Genomic DNA, 14,731 nt, shown 5'->3' on the forward strand with positions numbered 1-14,731 from the left:
GAGCCCGACGACGGCGGCCGCCCCGCCGTCGTCGGCGGCGCCGGCCGAGGCTCCGGAGCCGGCCGCGACGGAGGGCGGCGCGGCAGTCCGCCCGGCCTCCCCGTGGGAGCGGCTGGCACGGGGCGCCCGGTCCTTGCGGCGAGGGATCCGCGGTGTTCTCGGGGCCGACGCGTACGAGAAGTACCTCGAGTTCCACACCGCGCACCACCCCGGTCACGAGCCGCTGAGCGAAGCGGAGTTCTGGCGGGACCGCACCGACCGGCAGGACCGGAATCCACAGGGCCGGTGCTGCTGAGCCCGTGAGAGTATGGGGCCATGAGTGAGGAGCCGAAGCCACAGGAATCCGCAGCGACGGCCGGGCAACAAGGTCCCGTGGAGGGGACTCCGGTGGACGGCGCGGGGGAGCCGCAGGAGCCAGCGTCCCAGGAGCCAGCGTCCCAGCAGCCCCGCGCGCAGGAGTCCCGCGCGCAGCAGGGTCCCGGCGGCGAGGGCGACCGCCGTCCCCGCAACATGCTCGAACTCGTGGATGAACCGGCCAAGGTCATGCGGATCGGCACGATGATCCGTCAGCTCCTGGAAGAAGTGAAGGCCGCGCCCCTGGATGACGCGGCCCGTGGCCGCCTCGCGGAGATCCACGAACGTTCCATCAAGGAACTCGAAGACGGGCTGGCCCCGGAACTCGTGGAGGAGCTGGAGCGGATCTCTCTGCCGTTCCCCGAGGACTCCGCCCCGTCGGATGCGGAGCTGCGGATCGCCCAGGCGCAGCTCGTGGGCTGGCTCGAGGGCCTCTTCCACGGCATTCAGACTGCGATCGCCGCGCAGCAGGCCGCCCGGGAGCAGCTGGCGGCCCAGCTCCGCCAGCTCCCTCCGGGCACCATGGTCGCGCCGGGCGTGGTCATCGGCGCCAACGGCGAACCTCAGCGGGCGTCCGCTGCGCAGCACCAGCAGAACCCGCGGCACGCCGGGCTCGAAGAGCCTGACTCCGGCCTCGGCCAGTACCTCTGACCCATGGGTCTCTTCAGTGAACTGAGGCAGGCCCGTCGTGACGACGCGGAACTGGGCAAGGGCCTCTGGCGGCGTGCCCACGACCGATTCCGGCGCGGCCTCGACCGATTCCACCAGGTGCTCGACGGCGTGAGCGACGACGCCCTGTACGCCGAGTTACTGCCGATCGCGGACGAACTGGCCGCGCTGCTCCCACGGGTGCGGGCCATCTGCGTAGAGGCGCAGCGGAGCACCCCGAGCGATGGGCTCGACATCCCGCCGGACCTGGCGCCCCTGCACCGTCTGCTGTCCCGGGCGGGCAATGACCTGGCGACCGCCGCTCAGGCGGCCACCATGGCCCGGCTCGGCACCACCGAGGTGGACAGCGTGCGGCGGCGGGCCGCCGTCGTCGGGTCTCTGGTCTCCGAAGCGGAGCAATCCGCGCGGTGACCGGATCTATTCCCGGATTCGCTGACAGAGAACCGGGAGCTCTGTGTCTGGTGGCATGACAGCTTCCTTTGGAAGGATGGCGCCATGAGCGCAAACCCGAATCTCACTTTCAACGATGGCAACACCATCCCCCAGCTCGGCTACGGCGTGTGGCAGGTGGCCGACGACGTCGCGGAGACCGTGGTCGGGCAGGCCTTCGAGGCCGGCTACCGCCACATCGACACCGCCAAGATCTACGGCAACGAGGCGGGTGTGGGCCGCGCGATCGCGGCGTCCGGCCTCGATCCGAAGGACCTCTTCATCACCACCAAGCTGTGGAACTCCGACCAGGGCTACGAGAAGACCCTCGCGGCCTTCGAGGAATCCCTGGAGCGCCTCGGTCTGGACCACCTCGACCTGTACCTGATCCACTGGCTCCAGCCGCAGCGTGGCACCTACGTGGACACCTGGAAGGCCCTGGTCGAGCTGCAGAAGCGCGGTCGCGTGACCTCCATCGGCGTCTGCAACTTCACCGGCGAGGCCATCGATGAACTGATCGAGGCCACGGGCGTGGTGCCGGCGATCCACCAGATCGAGCTGCACCCGTACTTCAACCAGGCCGGTCTGCGCGAGTACAACGCGGGCAAGGGCATTCTCACCCAGGCCTGGTCCCCGCTGGGCCAGGGCGGTGAGCTGCTGAGCGACCCCGAGGTGGTCCGCATCGCCGAGAAGCACGGCGCCACTCCCGCCCAGGTCGTCATCGCCTGGCACCTGGCCATCGGCAACGTGGTCATCCCGAAGTCGGTCACGCAGAGCCGCATCGTGGAGAACCTCGCCGCGCTGGATGTGACGCTGGATGACGAGGACATCACGGCTCTGAGCAGCCTTGACCGTGGCGCCGAAGGCCGTATCGGCCCGGACCCGGCGGTCTCCGACTTCGCCTGATCCCCGGGAACCACCGGTCCTCGGGAACCACCGGACGGGACGCCCCGTTCCGGCAAGGACTCTCGGAACGCCCGTGGGGCGGCCGCACACCGGCCGGCCCACGGGCGTTCTGTTGTTCCGGAACGGCCCGGTCTCAGGGGCTCAGGGGCAGCGGAACTCCGCGAAGTGGAGCCGTTGCGCGTCGATGACCCGGACCTGGCGGCAGCCCGCTTGAGCGAAGGCGCCGGCCTGCGACGGCTGCTGACCGCCGTCGCCGACATACAGCACCGTGCCGTGGAGCTCCGACGCCGGGACGCGCCGGTTCACACCCCACAGGGTGCCGGAGTCCGCGGGACTCGACGCGAGGGACAGGTCCTTCACCCCCGTGAAGTCCTGCGGGTACGCCATGGAGGCCTGGCGGTTCTCGGGGCGGCCGTAGACCACGCCTTGGACTCCGGGGGTCTGATCGACCAGCACGGCGATGTCTCGGAGACGGTCGTGGGGGACGTTGACGAAGGACTTGAGCGAGAGCTGGGGCACCGTGGCCGTCACCAGGATCAGGACGGCCGCCAGGAGCGCCGGAACGGCTTTCACCCGGTGGAGGTGCGCCAGCCCGAGAGCGGCCAGCAGGGCGAGGCCCGGTGCGGTGAACGTGAGGTACCGCGGTTCGTAGATCGGCTTGACCGCGAGGCTCACCAGCCCGAGTCCGAGCGACGGGACCAGGATCCAGCAGAGGCCGAGCACCGCGAGTGATCGTGACCCGGTGGCGTTCTCGGCGCCGGGCGCCGGCCGGAGCGCGGTCCAGAGGCCTACCACCGCCAGCCCGGCGAGCAGGAGGGCGAGAAGCCCCACGCTGGCCAGGATCCACGCCGGCGGGGTGTTGCCCGTCGGCCGGTCGTTCCCGTAGAAGTACTGCTTCAGCAGGATGTTCGCCAGGGTGTCGGTGAGCGACCGGCGCCCGATCCAGTCCGCCTGGGCGCTCTGCCGCGACACCGCCCAGAGGAACGGCGCGGTGACGAGGCAGGAGACCACCACCACGACGCCGACCCGCACCAGGCGCCGCCGCGCGCACAGGGCAGTGGCGAGCAGATGCGCCGGGAGCAGGAGCGCGAACGGGAAGAAGAGCAGGGTGCCCAGCACGGCCAGGACGCCGTAGGCCACGAGGATCCCGGGGCGCGGGCGCTTCCAGACGGACGTCAGCAGGAGCGTGGCGAGGACCGCCAGGAGGAGGGACAGGGCTGCGGATCGCGCTTCGCTGCCGGCCCAGGTCACCCGCGGCAGCACCGCCAGGATCAGTCCGGCGGCCACCGCGGCCGGGAGTGCGACGAACCGCCGGGCGAGCGCCACCATGCCCGCACAGGCCGCCGCGGCCGCCACGGCCGACGGGAACCGGAGCGCGGTCTCCGAGAGCCCGGCGACTCCGGTCCAGAGGTGGATGACCAGGTAGTAGAGGCCGTGGGACAGGTCGATGGTGGAGAACAGCGCGGGAAGATCCGCGAAGGGCCGGGTGGCCGCCGAGATCGTGGCCACCTCGTCCTCCCAGAACGAGGGCTGCCAGGAGCCGAGGAAGGAGGCGAGGAATCCGAGCGCGGCCACCACCGAGTAGAGCTTCCAGGGCCGGCCGCCGTCCACGGTCTCCGCTGCGGGAAGGGAACTCATGAGGCACTCCGTCTCGTGACCTGGGGCGGGTACGGCGAAGGCCCGGATCCCTGAGGATCGCGGGCCTTCCACCTTCCGGAGCTTCCTATCAGAATCGAACTGATGACCTTTTCATTACGAGTGAAACGCTCTACCGACTGAGCTAAGGAAGCACATGCCGCGCCTGGCCTGCTGGCCTGACCGCACAGGAAACAAGTTTAGAGGGCACTTCGGCTGTCGGTCAAAACGGGCCTCCTGCAGAGCTTCTTCCGGGTGCTGGCGCCTGTTCATGTCCCGGTTCTGCGCGGTTCAGCTGGCGGTCGCCCGCGCACGCGAACCTGTAGCTCACGGCGCCATGGGGGGCACGTGCTGCCGCGCGGCAGGACCCGCGAGGCGAAGACCAGCAGAGGAGCGCACACGATGACCGTGAACCCGGTTGCGGGACGGACCACCGCCCAGGACATCACCGGCAGGGCTGGCTGCCTGCGGCTCGCCGTCGTCGACATGTCCGGCACCACGGTCACGGACGGAGGCCTCATCGACGAGGCCCTCCGCGACGCCTTCCTCGATGCCGGGGAGGACCCGGAGGGCCAGCGTTTCGGATCCATGATGGACTACGCGCACAGCGCCATGGGCCTGTCCAAGCTCGGGGTCTTCCGGCAGCTGTACGAGGGAGAGCCGGAGCGCGCCCTCCTGGCCAATGCCGTGTTCGAGAAGTCCTATGACCGGCTCGTGGCCCGGGGCGGCGTCCAGGCGATCCCCGGCGCGCGGGAGACCATGGAATGGCTCCGCGAGGCGGGGATGCAACTGTGCCTGGTGACCGGCTTCGGACGGCACACGCAGAACACCATCCTGGAATCCCTCGGGTGGATGGGCCTGGCCGATCTGAGCCTGTGCCCGGAGGACGCCGGACGAGGCCGCCCTCATCCGGACATGATCCTCACCGCGGTCCTCGCCCTCGACCTGGACGACGTCCGCGAGGTCCTCGTCGTGGGGGACACGACGGCGGACATCCAGTCGGGACTCCGGGCCGGCGCCGGGCTCGTCACCGGGGTGCTGAGCGGCGCGCATTCCGAGTTCGCCCTGAGGGCCGCGGGCGCTGACGCGGTGGTCCCGTCGATCCGGGACATCCCCGGTCTCCTGCGGGAGGGGAGCCGGCCACTGCTCGGTGGCGGCCAGCTCTGAGCACGTGCGGGGCGGGGCGCGTCAGCGGCGGATGAACTTCACCACGCTGTGGACCGGCCCCCGCCAGCTCTGCGCCTCCACGAAACCGTGGGCTTTGAGGAAGGTGTCCTGTTCGGGTTTGGCGGTCTTGTGGATCGACCAGACCACCCGCTGCTGCTGCAACAGTTTCACCCGATGAACGATCCCGATTCTTTGATTGAAGATCAGGCCTCGATGTGCGGCCGTTTCGTCCAGGGTGAGGTCATGCAAGCCCTCGAACGCGGCGGGGTAGGCCGCGAGGAAGAGGTCATCGCCCATCGAGGCGACGAACGACTCACCGGCCTTGGCGTGATGGCCCATGACATCGCTGACGAATCGAAAGTCGTCGCTGGAGGCCCGTTCGAATTCGGTGCGCTGACTCGTGACATACAGCGTGCCGAATGCCGTCACCGCAGCGAGCAGGAGACTTGCCACCCGGCGTCGTGGTCCGGCCGCCCGTGCGGTGACGAGAATCCCGTACCCCATCAGCAGGGCGACTCCTGGCACCGTGAATGAGAGGTACCGCGGCAGATAGTAGCTGGCGCCCATCACCAGCGACGCCGCGACGGCGAGGAACGTCGGGATGAAGATCCAGAAGAGATAGAAGCGGGTCAGACGCCTGTCACCGAGCACGCAGGCCAGGACCGTCGCCGCGACCCCGAGAAGACAGAGGGCGGGGGTCGCCACGGCTTCCTGCCAGATCACAGGGGTCGTCAGGGGGACCCTGGGCCAGACGACCCCGTCCCCGAACCACTGCAGGAAGAAGACGTCCAGGAATGTGTAGCCGTCGATTCCGGGAATCCAGGACACCTGAAATTTCTGATTGGATGCGGCGAGGGCCAGCCCCAGCGCGGCCAGAAGGGCAGGGACCAGCGCTATCGTGAGCTTCTTCCACTGGTCCCGCAGAGCCTCGTCCACGAAAAGCATCGTCAACAGGACCAGAGGCATCATCACGCTGTAGAACGACAGCCCGGTTGCGAACAGGGAAGCTGCGGCGACGCCCCCTGCGGCCTTCCAGCTTCCAGACGCCCGAAGTCTCACGGCGCAGTACACCATCAGCACGCTGGCCAGCATGTTCAGTGAGTATGAGCGTCCGTCGGTCGCGGCGAACTCGAACCGCGGCAGAAAGACCAGCACGATCCCGCCCAGGACTCCGGCGCTGGTCCCGGCCAGCCTCCGTCCCGTCAGCACGGTGACGAAGACCGTGGCGGCGGCCGCCAGTAGGCTCAGAATCCTGAGGGTGAATTCGGAGATCCCGAAAGCATCGGTGACGAGTTTGGTGAGCACGTAGTACACGCCGTGAACGACGTCGATGTTCCCGAGCATCGCCGAGAGCTCGCGCCAGCCTCGGCCCACAGCACTGGCCGTAGCAGCCTCATCCGTCCAGAGCGAAGGAACCCAGAAGCCGGGAATCAGGACGAACAAGCTGGCGAATGCGCACAGCAGTGGCAGGACGACGGGTCGACTCAGCCAGTCCTGCCTCGTGCGGACAGCAGGCCTGACCAGATCTCGTTCTCGCTCCACCGAGCCCCCTTTCCACCGGCGGGCGGAGTTCCAGCAGGAGCCGCCTGACAGCCATTCATTCTAAACGGGCTGATGCTCCACCCGGCCGAGGCAGGTGTGAATCGCGGCCGCCCGGCCGTCCAGTGGATCAAGTGCAGCGCAGACCGTCGTCCGGCGTCGTGCCCTTCACGAAGTAGTCGTCCACTGCATTGGTGATGCAGTCTCCCGCGCGGCCGTAGGCGGTGTGGCCCTCGCCCTCCCAGGTGACGAGGGAGGCGTTGCCCAGCTGCTTGCGCAGGTTGCCGGCCCATTCGTAGGGGGTGGCCGGGTCGCCGGTGGTGCCGATGACGACGATCGGCGCCTTGCCGCTGTAAGAGGCCGGGGCCACCTTGCGGATGCCGGTGGTCTTCAGTCCTTCACAGGAGATGCCGCCGTAGGCCATGTATTTGCCGAGGGTGGGGGAGACCTTCTGGAGTTCCTGGGCCTCCTTGCGCATGTCGCTCTCGGAGGAGTCCGGCGTGTAGTCCAGGCAGTTGATCGCATTGAAGGCGAAGGAACTGTTGGACGTGTACTTGCCCTGGGAATCCCGGTCGGCGCCGAAGTCCGCCAGCTGCATCATCGGCGAAGGATCCCCCACGAGCGCCTGGGCGAGGGCCTGACGCAGGGTGGGCCAGCTCGAGCTGCTGTAGAGCGGGACGATCAGGCCCGAGACGAAGCTGTTCACCGTCACGAGACGGCCGTCATTGGCGGGCTGCGGGTTCTTCTCGTACTCGGCCAGGAGCTTCTGGATACGGGCGATCCCGGCGTCGACCCCGTCACTGAGCGGGCAGCCCGAGTTGCGCTGGCACCATTCGACGAACACCCGGAGGCTCCGCTCGAAGGCCTTCGCCTGGCCCACGGTCAGCTGCGACTGCGTCAGGGTCGCGTCCAGGGCGCCGTCCAGGACCATCCGGCCCACCCGGTCCGGGAACAGCGTGGCATAGGTCGATCCGAGGAACGTCCCGTAGGAGTACCCGAGATAGTTGAGCTTGTCATTGCGGAGCGCGGCCCGCAGGATGTCGAGATCCTTGGCGGCGCTCGCGGTGTCCACATGCGACAGGACCGGTCCGGTCTTCTGCTGGCACGCCTCGTTCGTGTCGCGCTGCTCCTTGACGGCCAGTGCCAGACCGTCCGCGGTGCTCGGGTCGAAGTACTCGGCGCGCTGAGCGTCCCGCTCCTGATCGGTGAGGCAGGTGACGGGGGCGGAACGCTTCACCCCGCGCGGATCGAAGCCGATCAGATCGAAATTGGACCTGATCTCATCGCTCAGGATCCACTGGGCTGACTCGTTGACGAAGTCGAAGCCGGACCCGCCCGGACCGCCGGGGTTGATGAAGAGCGAACCTTGGGACTTGCCCGTGGCGGCGATCTTGATCAGGGCGATCTCGATGCTCCCCTTGCCGGGGTTGTCGTAGTCGGTGGGAACCCTGACCGAAGCGCAGCTCGCATCGTGCTCACACGACGTCCAGTTGACCTTCTGGCCGTAGAAGTCCTTCAGTTCGGCCGGAGCGCCATCGCTCAGGCCTTCCTGCTGGCTGCTGGACGCGGGAGCCTTGGACGTCGTCCCGGGCGCCGGAATGGTCACGCAGCCGCTCAGGCTCAGTGCCAGCACGGCCACGGAGGCGACGACGGCGGCGAACAGCCCGGCACGCGCCGGCCCCTTCCGGGGGTCCCGCCCCGTGCTCGCCGCAGTGCCCTTCACGCTCTGCCTCATCCTCGTCCACCTTCCGAACTGTCGTGGTTCGCCGTGTCGTCGCCGCGGGCCGGTCCACTCCGGCCGCGGAGTCCTGTCTGTGCATCGTTTCCGGCCCCGATGCCGGGTCCTGCGTCGGTCCTAGACCAGCCCCGCCGCCATGCCTTCCAGCGCCAGCAGAGGGGCCACATTGCTCGTGACCAGCCGCCTCCGGGTGAGGTTGATGGCATCGATCCTGGCCAGAGTCTGCTCCGGCGTCCCGTCGGCCGCGAAGGCCTCGATGTCCGCGCGGATCTCCTCATTCACGAGTGATCCGGTGGCGCCCACCTGCAGGATGAGCACGTCCCGGTAAAAGGAGAGGAGATCGGTCAGGGTCCGGTCGAGCGAGTCCGTCACGGACCGCTTCCCCCGGCGCTTCTGGTCCTCCTCGAGGCGCTTGAGCTGGCTGCGCAGGGCGGGCGGCACGGTGGCGCCCTCCTCGAGGCCCAGCGATCCCAGGAGGGCCGCGCGCTCGGTGGCGTCCCGCTCGGCATTCGAACTGTCAGCCTCGGCGGTCGCGATCGACATGAGCCGCTCGGCCATGAGCACCGCGGAGGTGATGCCCTTCAGGGCAAGGGGGAACCGGACGGTGTCCAGGCGCCGCTGCCGGGCGTCGGCGTCGCGGGCCAGACGGCGGGCGATCCCGACGTGACTCTGCGCCATGCGCGCCGCGCTCGCCGCGAGAGCCGGCTCCACGCCGTCGCGCGTCACGAGCAGGGCGGCGACGTCGTCCACCGCGGGCAGGCGCAGACCGACGCTGCGGCAGCGGGACCGGATCGTGACCAGCACATCAGCGGGGGAGGGCGCGCAGAGCATCCAGACGGTGCGCGCGGTGGGTTCCTCGATGGCCTTGAGCAGGACGTTCGTGGTCCGCTCGGCCATGCGGTCCGCGTCCTCCACGATGATGATGCGCCAGCGTCCGGAGGCCGGGTGGTTGCCGGCGGTCGAGACCAGTTCCCGGGCCTCGTCGATCGTGATGGTGACCTTCTCCGTGCGGACGTGCTGCACATCCGGGTGGGTTTCCCCGAGGATCGTCCGGCAGGCGTGGCACTGGCCGCAGCCGCGCTGGGCGGGGTCGGGCTGCTCGCAGTTCAGCGCGGCGGCGAAGGCCGTGGCCGCATTGGACCGGCCCGAGCCGGGAGGACCCGTGAACAGCCAGGCGTGGGTCATCCCGTCACCCGCGGCCGCTCGCCGGAGCTGGGTGACCGCGGCGTCCTGCCCGCGGAGTTCGTCGAAGACCGTCACGCGCGTCCCCCCGGGGATCCCGGGACGGAACCTGCCGTGGCCGTCGTGCCATGGGCCGCAAGGACCTGCTCCACGCGGCCCAGGATCTGACCGGCGATCTCCTGCACATCCTGACGGGCGTCGATCACGAGGTAGCGCTCGGGCGCGGCAGCGGCTGCTTCCAGATAGGCGGCCCGGACCTGAGCGTGGAAGGCGTCGGGCTCGGACTCGAGGCGGTCCTCGCCGCCGGGGGCCCTGCGGGCACGTCCTTCGACCGGGTCCACGTCCAGGACCACGGTGAAATCCGGCCACAGGGAGCCGGTGGCCCAGGCGTTGAGGTCGCGGACCTCCTGCGTCCCGAGCCCGCGCCCGATGCCCTGATAGGCGACCGAGGAGTCGATGTACCGGTCCGTGATGACGGCCTCGCCACGGGCGAGGGCCGGACGGATGAGCTGTTCCACATGGGCCGCGCGCGCCGCGGCGTACATGAGGGCTTCGGTGCGGGGATCGATCTCGCCGTGCCCGTGATCCAGGACCAGGGAGCGGAGTTTCTCACCGATCTCGGTGCCACCCGGTTCCCGGGTCTGGACGACCACCATGCCGCGTCCCCGCAGTGCCTCGGCCAGCAGCCGGCTCTGGGTGGACTTTCCGGCGCCGTCGCCGCCTTCGAAGGCGATGAACAGGCCGGTTCCGTTTGCGCTGGTAGTCACCTTCACAGCCTAGCGGGCCAAGCTGGGTGCAGGCGGAGAGCCGGCGTCTCTGTGGATGACGGGCGAGACCGTTGCCCACATGACGGGATTCTCTTGCCGCCGGTGCGGGATCGCGCCGTAACGTGAGGTTCATGCGTGAATCCCTGGACCTCAGCCCCGACTCCCTCGTGGTCGCCGCCGGCCGCCCGGACCGGGAACGGGACGCACCCGTGAACCCTTCCGTGGTGCTCTCCTCCACGTTCATCGGCACAGGACCGCTCGGCGCCGGGGACCGCGGCTACGGCCGCTACGCGAATCCCACCTGGGAGGCGTTCGAGGAGGTCCTGGGGCGGCTGGAGGGATCCGCCGAGCCGGCGCTGCTCTTCTCCTCGGGACTGGCCGCCGTGAGCGCGGCACTGTCCCTCGTGCCGCTCGGCGGGGTCGTGGTGATGCCGGGGCATTCCTACGCGGGCACCGTGCAGATGGCCACCGAACTCGCGGAGAAGGGGCTTTTCACCCTGCGGCTCGTGGACATCGCCGACACGGGCGCCGTCCTGACGGCTCTGGGCGCCGACGGCCGCACGGCGGACCTGCTCTGGCTCGAAAGTCCCACGAATCCGATGCTCGGAGTCGCCGACCTGCCCGCACTCATCGCCGCGGGCCGGGATCAGGGGGCGCTCGTGGTGGTGGACAACACCTTCTGCACGCCGTTGGTCCAGCAGCCCCTGCTCCTGGGGGCGGATCTGGTGCTGCACTCGGTCACCAAGTACCTTGCGGGCCACTCAGACGTGGTGCTCGGCGCGCTGGTCGCCCGGGAGTCCGGTCTGCGGGACACGCTCCTGCATCACCGCGCGCTCCACGGATCCATCGCCGGCCCCTGGGAGGCCTGGCTCGCGCTGCGGGGCCTGCGGACCCTCGCTCTCCGGGTCGAGCGCTCACAGGCCAGCGCGCAAGTCCTCGCGGAGCGGCTCGCCGCGCACCCCGCTGTGGACCGTGTCCGGTTCCCGGGCCTTCCGGGCGACCCCGGCCACGAACGCGCAGCGGCCCAGCTGAAGGGTTTCGGCTCCATCCTGGCCATCGAGGTGGCGGCGTCCGGCGGACGCAGCGGCGCGGAGAACGCAGACGCTCTCGTGCGGGCCCTGCGCCTCTGGGTGCCGGCCACCTCCCTGGGCGGTGTGGAGTCCCTCATCGAACGACGACGGCGCCACGTCGCCGAGCCCGCCAGCGTCCCGGACAACCTCGTGCGGCTGAGCGTCGGCATCGAAAGCGCGGAGGACCTCTGGGCGGATCTGTCCCAGGCGCTCGACGCGCTGCCGGGCCACGGAGGATAGGCTGGAGCCGTGAGCGGACAGTTGTTGATCTCCTATGCCACCATGGCCGTCTACTTCGTGATGAGCCTGGTGGCCTTCGGGCTGGAGGCCTGGGCCTTCATCGACGCCCTGATCCGGAAGCCCGGGGACTTCGAGGCCGCCATGAAGCGCAGCAAGGGATTCTGGCTCGCCGTGACCGGGGCGGCCGCCGCGGTCGGCCTGCTGTCCGTCCTCTCCAGGTCGGGTGGCCTGGGCCTGTTCGCGCTCGTCGCCGTGACCGCGTCCTGCGTCTACCTCGCCGACGTCCGCCCCGCCATCAAGGATCTCCGCCGCGGAGGCTACAACAGCTGGTGAGCCCGGCCCGCTGGTGAGCCCGGCCTGACGGGCTCCGGGCTTCACGCCCTGCCCATGACGTCCCAGACTTCACGCCCTGCCCATGACGTCCCAGACCTCACGCCCCGGGTGCCACTGCGTCCCACGCGACGGACAGTTCACCCAGCCGGAACCGATGGGGCCCGTCGAGAAGGGGCCAGCCCGCTTCCCGCAGTGCCTCACACATCCTCATCCAGCGCTGCCTCTTCCCGAAACTGGCCAACGGGGCGGCCGCGAGCCATGCCTGATCGGCTGCATTCAGGAAGGTGTGGATGCGTTCGCCCGGGACGTTCCGGTGGATGAGCGCCTTCGGGAGCCGTTCGGCCGTTTGGGATGGCAGCTCCAGTGAGCCGAAGTGCACCGAAAGATGAAGGCTGAGGGGGCCGTCGCCGTCGAGCGCCACCCAGGAGGCGGTTCTGCCCAGCTCGTCGCAGGTGCCCTCCACCACGAGCCCGCCCGGGGCCAGACGGGACCGCAGGGTGTCCCAGATGGCCGCGACGTCGCCCTCGTCGTACTGGCGCAGGACGTTGAAGGCCCGCACCAGCACCGGCGGCTCGTCCACCGGGAGTTCGAAACCGCCCAGGCGGAAGTCCAGACCCGGCCGTGCCTCCTCCAGAGCCCTGGCCACGCGGCCCGGCTCGATCTCCACCCCGGTGAGCCGGAAGCCGGGATCCACCGTGCGGAGCCGTTCGAACAGCTCGATCGCCGTGCGCGGGCTCGCCCCGTAGCCGAGGTCGACGGCCAAGGGGGCCTCGGCGCCCCGGAACCGCCAGGCCTGCGTGCCGGTGATCCATCGGTCGACGCGGCGCATCCGGTTGGGATTGGTGGTCCCGCGGGTGACATTGCCCAGGGGTCTCCCGGTCCTGCCCGCGGCGCGGCCGGGGGCGCGGAGACGTTCGGATTTCTGGACCACCGTCCCATGGTAGGCGTGGTCACGGACGGTGACGTTAAGACGCAAACGACCGGGGGCCTCCGCGGCTGGCTAGGATTGAACCATGACGTACACCTTGATCCTGCTGCGCCATGGTCACAGCGAATGGAATGCCAAGAACCTCTTCACCGGTTGGGTGGATGTGGACCTCAACGATCAGGGCCGTGCCGAGGCCGCCCGCAGCGGTGAGCTGCTCGTGGAGAACAACATCCTGCCGGACGTCCTCTACACCTCCCGCCTCAAGCGCGCGATCAACACGGCGAACATCGCTCTGGCCGAGGCCGACCGCGGCTGGATCGACGTCAAGCGCGACTGGCGCCTGAACGAGCGCCACTACGGCGCCCTGCAGGGCAAGGACAAGGCCCAGACCCTCGCCGAGTTCGGTGAGGAGCAGTTCATGGAGTGGCGCCGCAGCTACGACACCCCGCCGCCGCCCCTGGCCGATGACTCCGAGTTCTCCCAGGTGGGCGATCCCCGGTACGCCGATCTCGGCGACGCCGTGCCCCGCACCGAGTGCCTCAAGGACGTCCTGGTCCGTCTGCTGCCGTACTGGGAGTCTGACATCAAGGCGGACCTCAAGGCCGGCAAGACCGTCCTGGTCACGGCCCACGGCAACTCACTGCGTGCGCTCGTGAAGCACCTCGACGGCATCTCGGATGACGACATCGCAGGCCTGAACATCCCCACGGGCATCCCGCTCGTCTACGAACTGGACGAGAACTTCGCCCCCCTCACCCCGGGCGGCCGCTACCTGGATCCCGAGGCCGCCGCGGCTTCGATCCAGGCCGTCGCCAATCAGGGCAAAAAGTAAGGCTTCGTCAGGGATCCGCCGGCTGCTCGGTCGTTCCTCCCTTGAACGCAGCCCGGTCGGATCCCTGACTACGCACAGAACGACGGCGGGGTGGTCACCCAGGTGACCACCCCGCCGTCGTTCTGTCTGGATCAGTGTCAGGCGCCGCCGATCTCCTCCGGCTGCCACTCGCCGTTGACGAGGTAGCTGACCTTGCGGGCGACGGAGACGCCATGGTCGGCGAAGCGCTCGAAGTAGCGGCTGGCCAGGGCGACGTCCACCGAGGTGGAGGCGTTGCCGGTCCAGTCGGCGGCGGCGACGGCCTGGAAGACGCCGGCGTGCAGTTCGTCCACCTCGAGGTTGAGGCGGACGATCTGGCGGGCGACGTTCAGGTCGTGGGTCTCGAGGAGTTCGGCCACCTTGTTCGCGATCTGGATGTCCAGCTCGGCGAAGGTCCGGAAGGTGGTCTGCAGGGACTCCGGGATGACCTGCGCGGGGTACCGGAGACGCGTGAGCTGGGCGATGTGGCGGGCGAGGTCGCCCATGCGCTCGAGGGAGGCGCTCATGCGCAGGGAGCTGACGATCATGCGCAAGTCGCTCGCGACGGGGCCCTGGAGGGCCAGGATGTCGATGGCCTTCTCGTCGAGGGCGTTCTGCAGGAAGTCGATGCGGGCGTCCGCGGCGATCACGTCCTGGGCGAGGTCCACATCAGCGGTTTCGAAGGCCTGCGTGGCGTTCTGGATGGCGATCGCCACCAACTTGGAGATTTCAACGAGCTCATCGCCCACCTGGGCGAGCTCATCCTGGAAAGCCTTGCGCACTGACGGCGTCCTTTCGTATGGCTGCGTGCCGCAGTGACGCCCCGTCCGGGGAGCGCCCCCAACACGCTGGTGGTCCAGCTACTTACAGTGTCAGCAGGCCGTGAATAGTGCACGTCCTGAAAGTGAACGTTAGTTGAACCGG

Annotated in this window: 15 protein-coding genes and 1 tRNA gene; 8 read left to right on the forward strand and 8 right to left on the reverse strand. The window is 69.2% G+C overall.

Annotation, left to right across the window (positions count from 1 at the left end; all coding sequences use genetic code 11):
* Positions 1-112 precede the first annotated feature (112 nt).
* The 4 genes from P9849_RS02900 to P9849_RS02915 all read left to right on the forward strand — a co-directional run bounded on the left by P9849_RS02900 (position 113) and on the right by P9849_RS02915 (position 2,358).
* The gene (locus P9849_RS02900) at positions 113-295 is read left to right on the forward strand and encodes a YbdD/YjiX family protein (RefSeq protein ID WP_278269074.1); all 183 of its coding nucleotides are present in this window, start codon (positions 113-115) and stop codon (positions 293-295) included.
* Positions 296-315: 20 nt separating this feature from the next.
* Positions 316-1,005, forward strand: coding sequence for a bacterial proteasome activator family protein (locus P9849_RS02905; RefSeq protein ID WP_278268221.1), 690 nt, complete (start codon positions 316-318; stop codon positions 1,003-1,005).
* Between the two features lie 3 nt (positions 1,006-1,008).
* Positions 1,009-1,434, forward strand: coding sequence for a hypothetical protein (locus tag P9849_RS02910; RefSeq protein ID WP_278268222.1), 426 nt, complete (start codon positions 1,009-1,011; stop codon positions 1,432-1,434).
* An 84-nt stretch (positions 1,435-1,518) separates the two neighbouring features.
* Entirely contained in the window at positions 1,519-2,358 is an 840-nt protein-coding gene (locus P9849_RS02915; RefSeq protein ID WP_278268223.1) for an aldo/keto reductase, read from the forward strand.
* 141 nt (positions 2,359-2,499) lie between these two features.
* Here the strand turns inward: P9849_RS02915 and P9849_RS02920 are convergent, their stop codons facing one another.
* Together P9849_RS02920 and P9849_RS02925 are read right to left on the reverse strand one after the other, a co-directional pair.
* The gene (locus P9849_RS02920) at positions 2,500-3,996 is read right to left on the reverse strand and encodes a glycosyltransferase family 39 protein (RefSeq protein WP_278268224.1); all 1,497 of its coding nucleotides are present in this window, start codon (positions 3,994-3,996) and stop codon (positions 2,500-2,502) included.
* 79 nt (positions 3,997-4,075) lie between these two features.
* Positions 4,076-4,148, reverse strand: a tRNA-Thr gene (locus tag P9849_RS02925).
* 247 nt (positions 4,149-4,395) lie between these two features.
* On the opposite strand from P9849_RS02925, the gene P9849_RS02930 reads away from it, so the two are divergent.
* Positions 4,396-5,160, forward strand: coding sequence for an HAD-IA family hydrolase (locus P9849_RS02930; protein WP_278268225.1), 765 nt, complete (start codon positions 4,396-4,398; stop codon positions 5,158-5,160).
* A 21-nt stretch (positions 5,161-5,181) separates the two neighbouring features.
* Here the strand turns inward: P9849_RS02930 and P9849_RS02935 are convergent, their stop codons facing one another.
* From P9849_RS02935 to tmk, 4 genes are all read right to left on the reverse strand, one after another.
* On the reverse strand, positions 5,182-6,603 hold the full coding sequence (locus P9849_RS02935; RefSeq protein ID WP_278268226.1) for a glycosyltransferase family 39 protein: 1,422 nt from the start codon (positions 6,601-6,603) through the stop codon (positions 5,182-5,184).
* A 226-nt stretch (positions 6,604-6,829) separates the two neighbouring features.
* A complete protein-coding gene (locus P9849_RS02940) occupies positions 6,830-8,434 on the reverse strand; it encodes an alpha/beta hydrolase (RefSeq protein WP_278268227.1) in 1,605 nt (534 codons plus the stop codon).
* A gap of 120 nt (positions 8,435-8,554) precedes the next feature.
* On the reverse strand, positions 8,555-9,697 hold the full coding sequence (locus P9849_RS02945) for a DNA polymerase III subunit delta' (RefSeq protein WP_278268228.1): 1,143 nt from the start codon (positions 9,695-9,697) through the stop codon (positions 8,555-8,557).
* Positions 9,694-10,386, reverse strand: a complete 693-nt coding sequence (gene tmk / locus P9849_RS02950) for a dTMP kinase (RefSeq protein WP_278268229.1) — start codon at positions 10,384-10,386, stop codon at positions 9,694-9,696. The genes P9849_RS02945 and tmk overlap by 4 nt, the downstream gene beginning before the upstream one ends.
* A gap of 131 nt (positions 10,387-10,517) precedes the next feature.
* Here tmk and P9849_RS02955 point away from each other — a divergent pair, with 131 nt between their 5' ends.
* On the forward strand, positions 10,518-11,696 hold the full coding sequence (locus P9849_RS02955; RefSeq protein ID WP_278268230.1) for an aminotransferase class I/II-fold pyridoxal phosphate-dependent enzyme: 1,179 nt from the start codon (positions 10,518-10,520) through the stop codon (positions 11,694-11,696).
* 9 nt (positions 11,697-11,705) lie between these two features.
* Positions 11,706-12,029, forward strand: a complete 324-nt coding sequence (locus tag P9849_RS02960; protein WP_278268231.1) for a DUF2516 family protein — start codon at positions 11,706-11,708, stop codon at positions 12,027-12,029.
* A 97-nt stretch (positions 12,030-12,126) separates the two neighbouring features.
* Here the strand turns inward: P9849_RS02960 and P9849_RS02965 are convergent, their stop codons facing one another.
* Entirely contained in the window at positions 12,127-12,960 is an 834-nt protein-coding gene (locus P9849_RS02965) for a class I SAM-dependent methyltransferase (protein ID WP_278268232.1), read from the reverse strand.
* An 82-nt stretch (positions 12,961-13,042) separates the two neighbouring features.
* On the opposite strand from P9849_RS02965, the gene P9849_RS02970 reads away from it, so the two are divergent.
* On the forward strand, positions 13,043-13,789 hold the full coding sequence (locus P9849_RS02970) for a phosphoglyceromutase (protein WP_278268233.1): 747 nt from the start codon (positions 13,043-13,045) through the stop codon (positions 13,787-13,789).
* 137 nt (positions 13,790-13,926) lie between these two features.
* Here the strand turns inward: P9849_RS02970 and phoU are convergent, their stop codons facing one another.
* Positions 13,927-14,589 carry a phosphate signaling complex protein PhoU gene (gene phoU, locus P9849_RS02975; RefSeq protein WP_278268234.1) on the reverse strand — a complete coding sequence of 221 codons (663 nt, stop codon included), beginning with the start codon at positions 14,587-14,589 and terminating at the stop codon, positions 13,927-13,929.
* Between the last annotated feature and the right edge of the window lie 142 nt (positions 14,590-14,731).

It is taken from the genome of Arthrobacter sp. Y-9, assembly GCF_029690065.1.
Classification (GTDB): domain Bacteria; phylum Actinomycetota; class Actinomycetes; order Actinomycetales; family Micrococcaceae; genus Arthrobacter_E.

Coding starts and splice junctions, on each gene's coding strand:
- P9849_RS02955 (WP_278268230.1), top strand. CDS start 10,518: ATGCGTGAATCCCTGGACCTCAGCCCCGACTCCCTCGTGGTCGCCGCC.
- P9849_RS02920 (WP_278268224.1), bottom strand. CDS start 3,996: ATGAGTTCCCTTCCCGCAGCGGAGACCGTGGACGGCGGCCGGCCCTGG.
- P9849_RS02910 (WP_278268222.1), top strand. CDS start 1,009: ATGGGTCTCTTCAGTGAACTGAGGCAGGCCCGTCGTGACGACGCGGAA.
- P9849_RS02940 (WP_278268227.1), bottom strand. CDS start 8,434: ATGAGGCAGAGCGTGAAGGGCACTGCGGCGAGCACGGGGCGGGACCCC.
- P9849_RS02915 (WP_278268223.1), top strand. CDS start 1,519: ATGAGCGCAAACCCGAATCTCACTTTCAACGATGGCAACACCATCCCC.
- P9849_RS02970 (WP_278268233.1), top strand. CDS start 13,043: ATGACGTACACCTTGATCCTGCTGCGCCATGGTCACAGCGAATGGAAT.
- P9849_RS02905 (WP_278268221.1), top strand. CDS start 316: ATGAGTGAGGAGCCGAAGCCACAGGAATCCGCAGCGACGGCCGGGCAA.
- P9849_RS02930 (WP_278268225.1), top strand. CDS start 4,396: ATGACCGTGAACCCGGTTGCGGGACGGACCACCGCCCAGGACATCACC.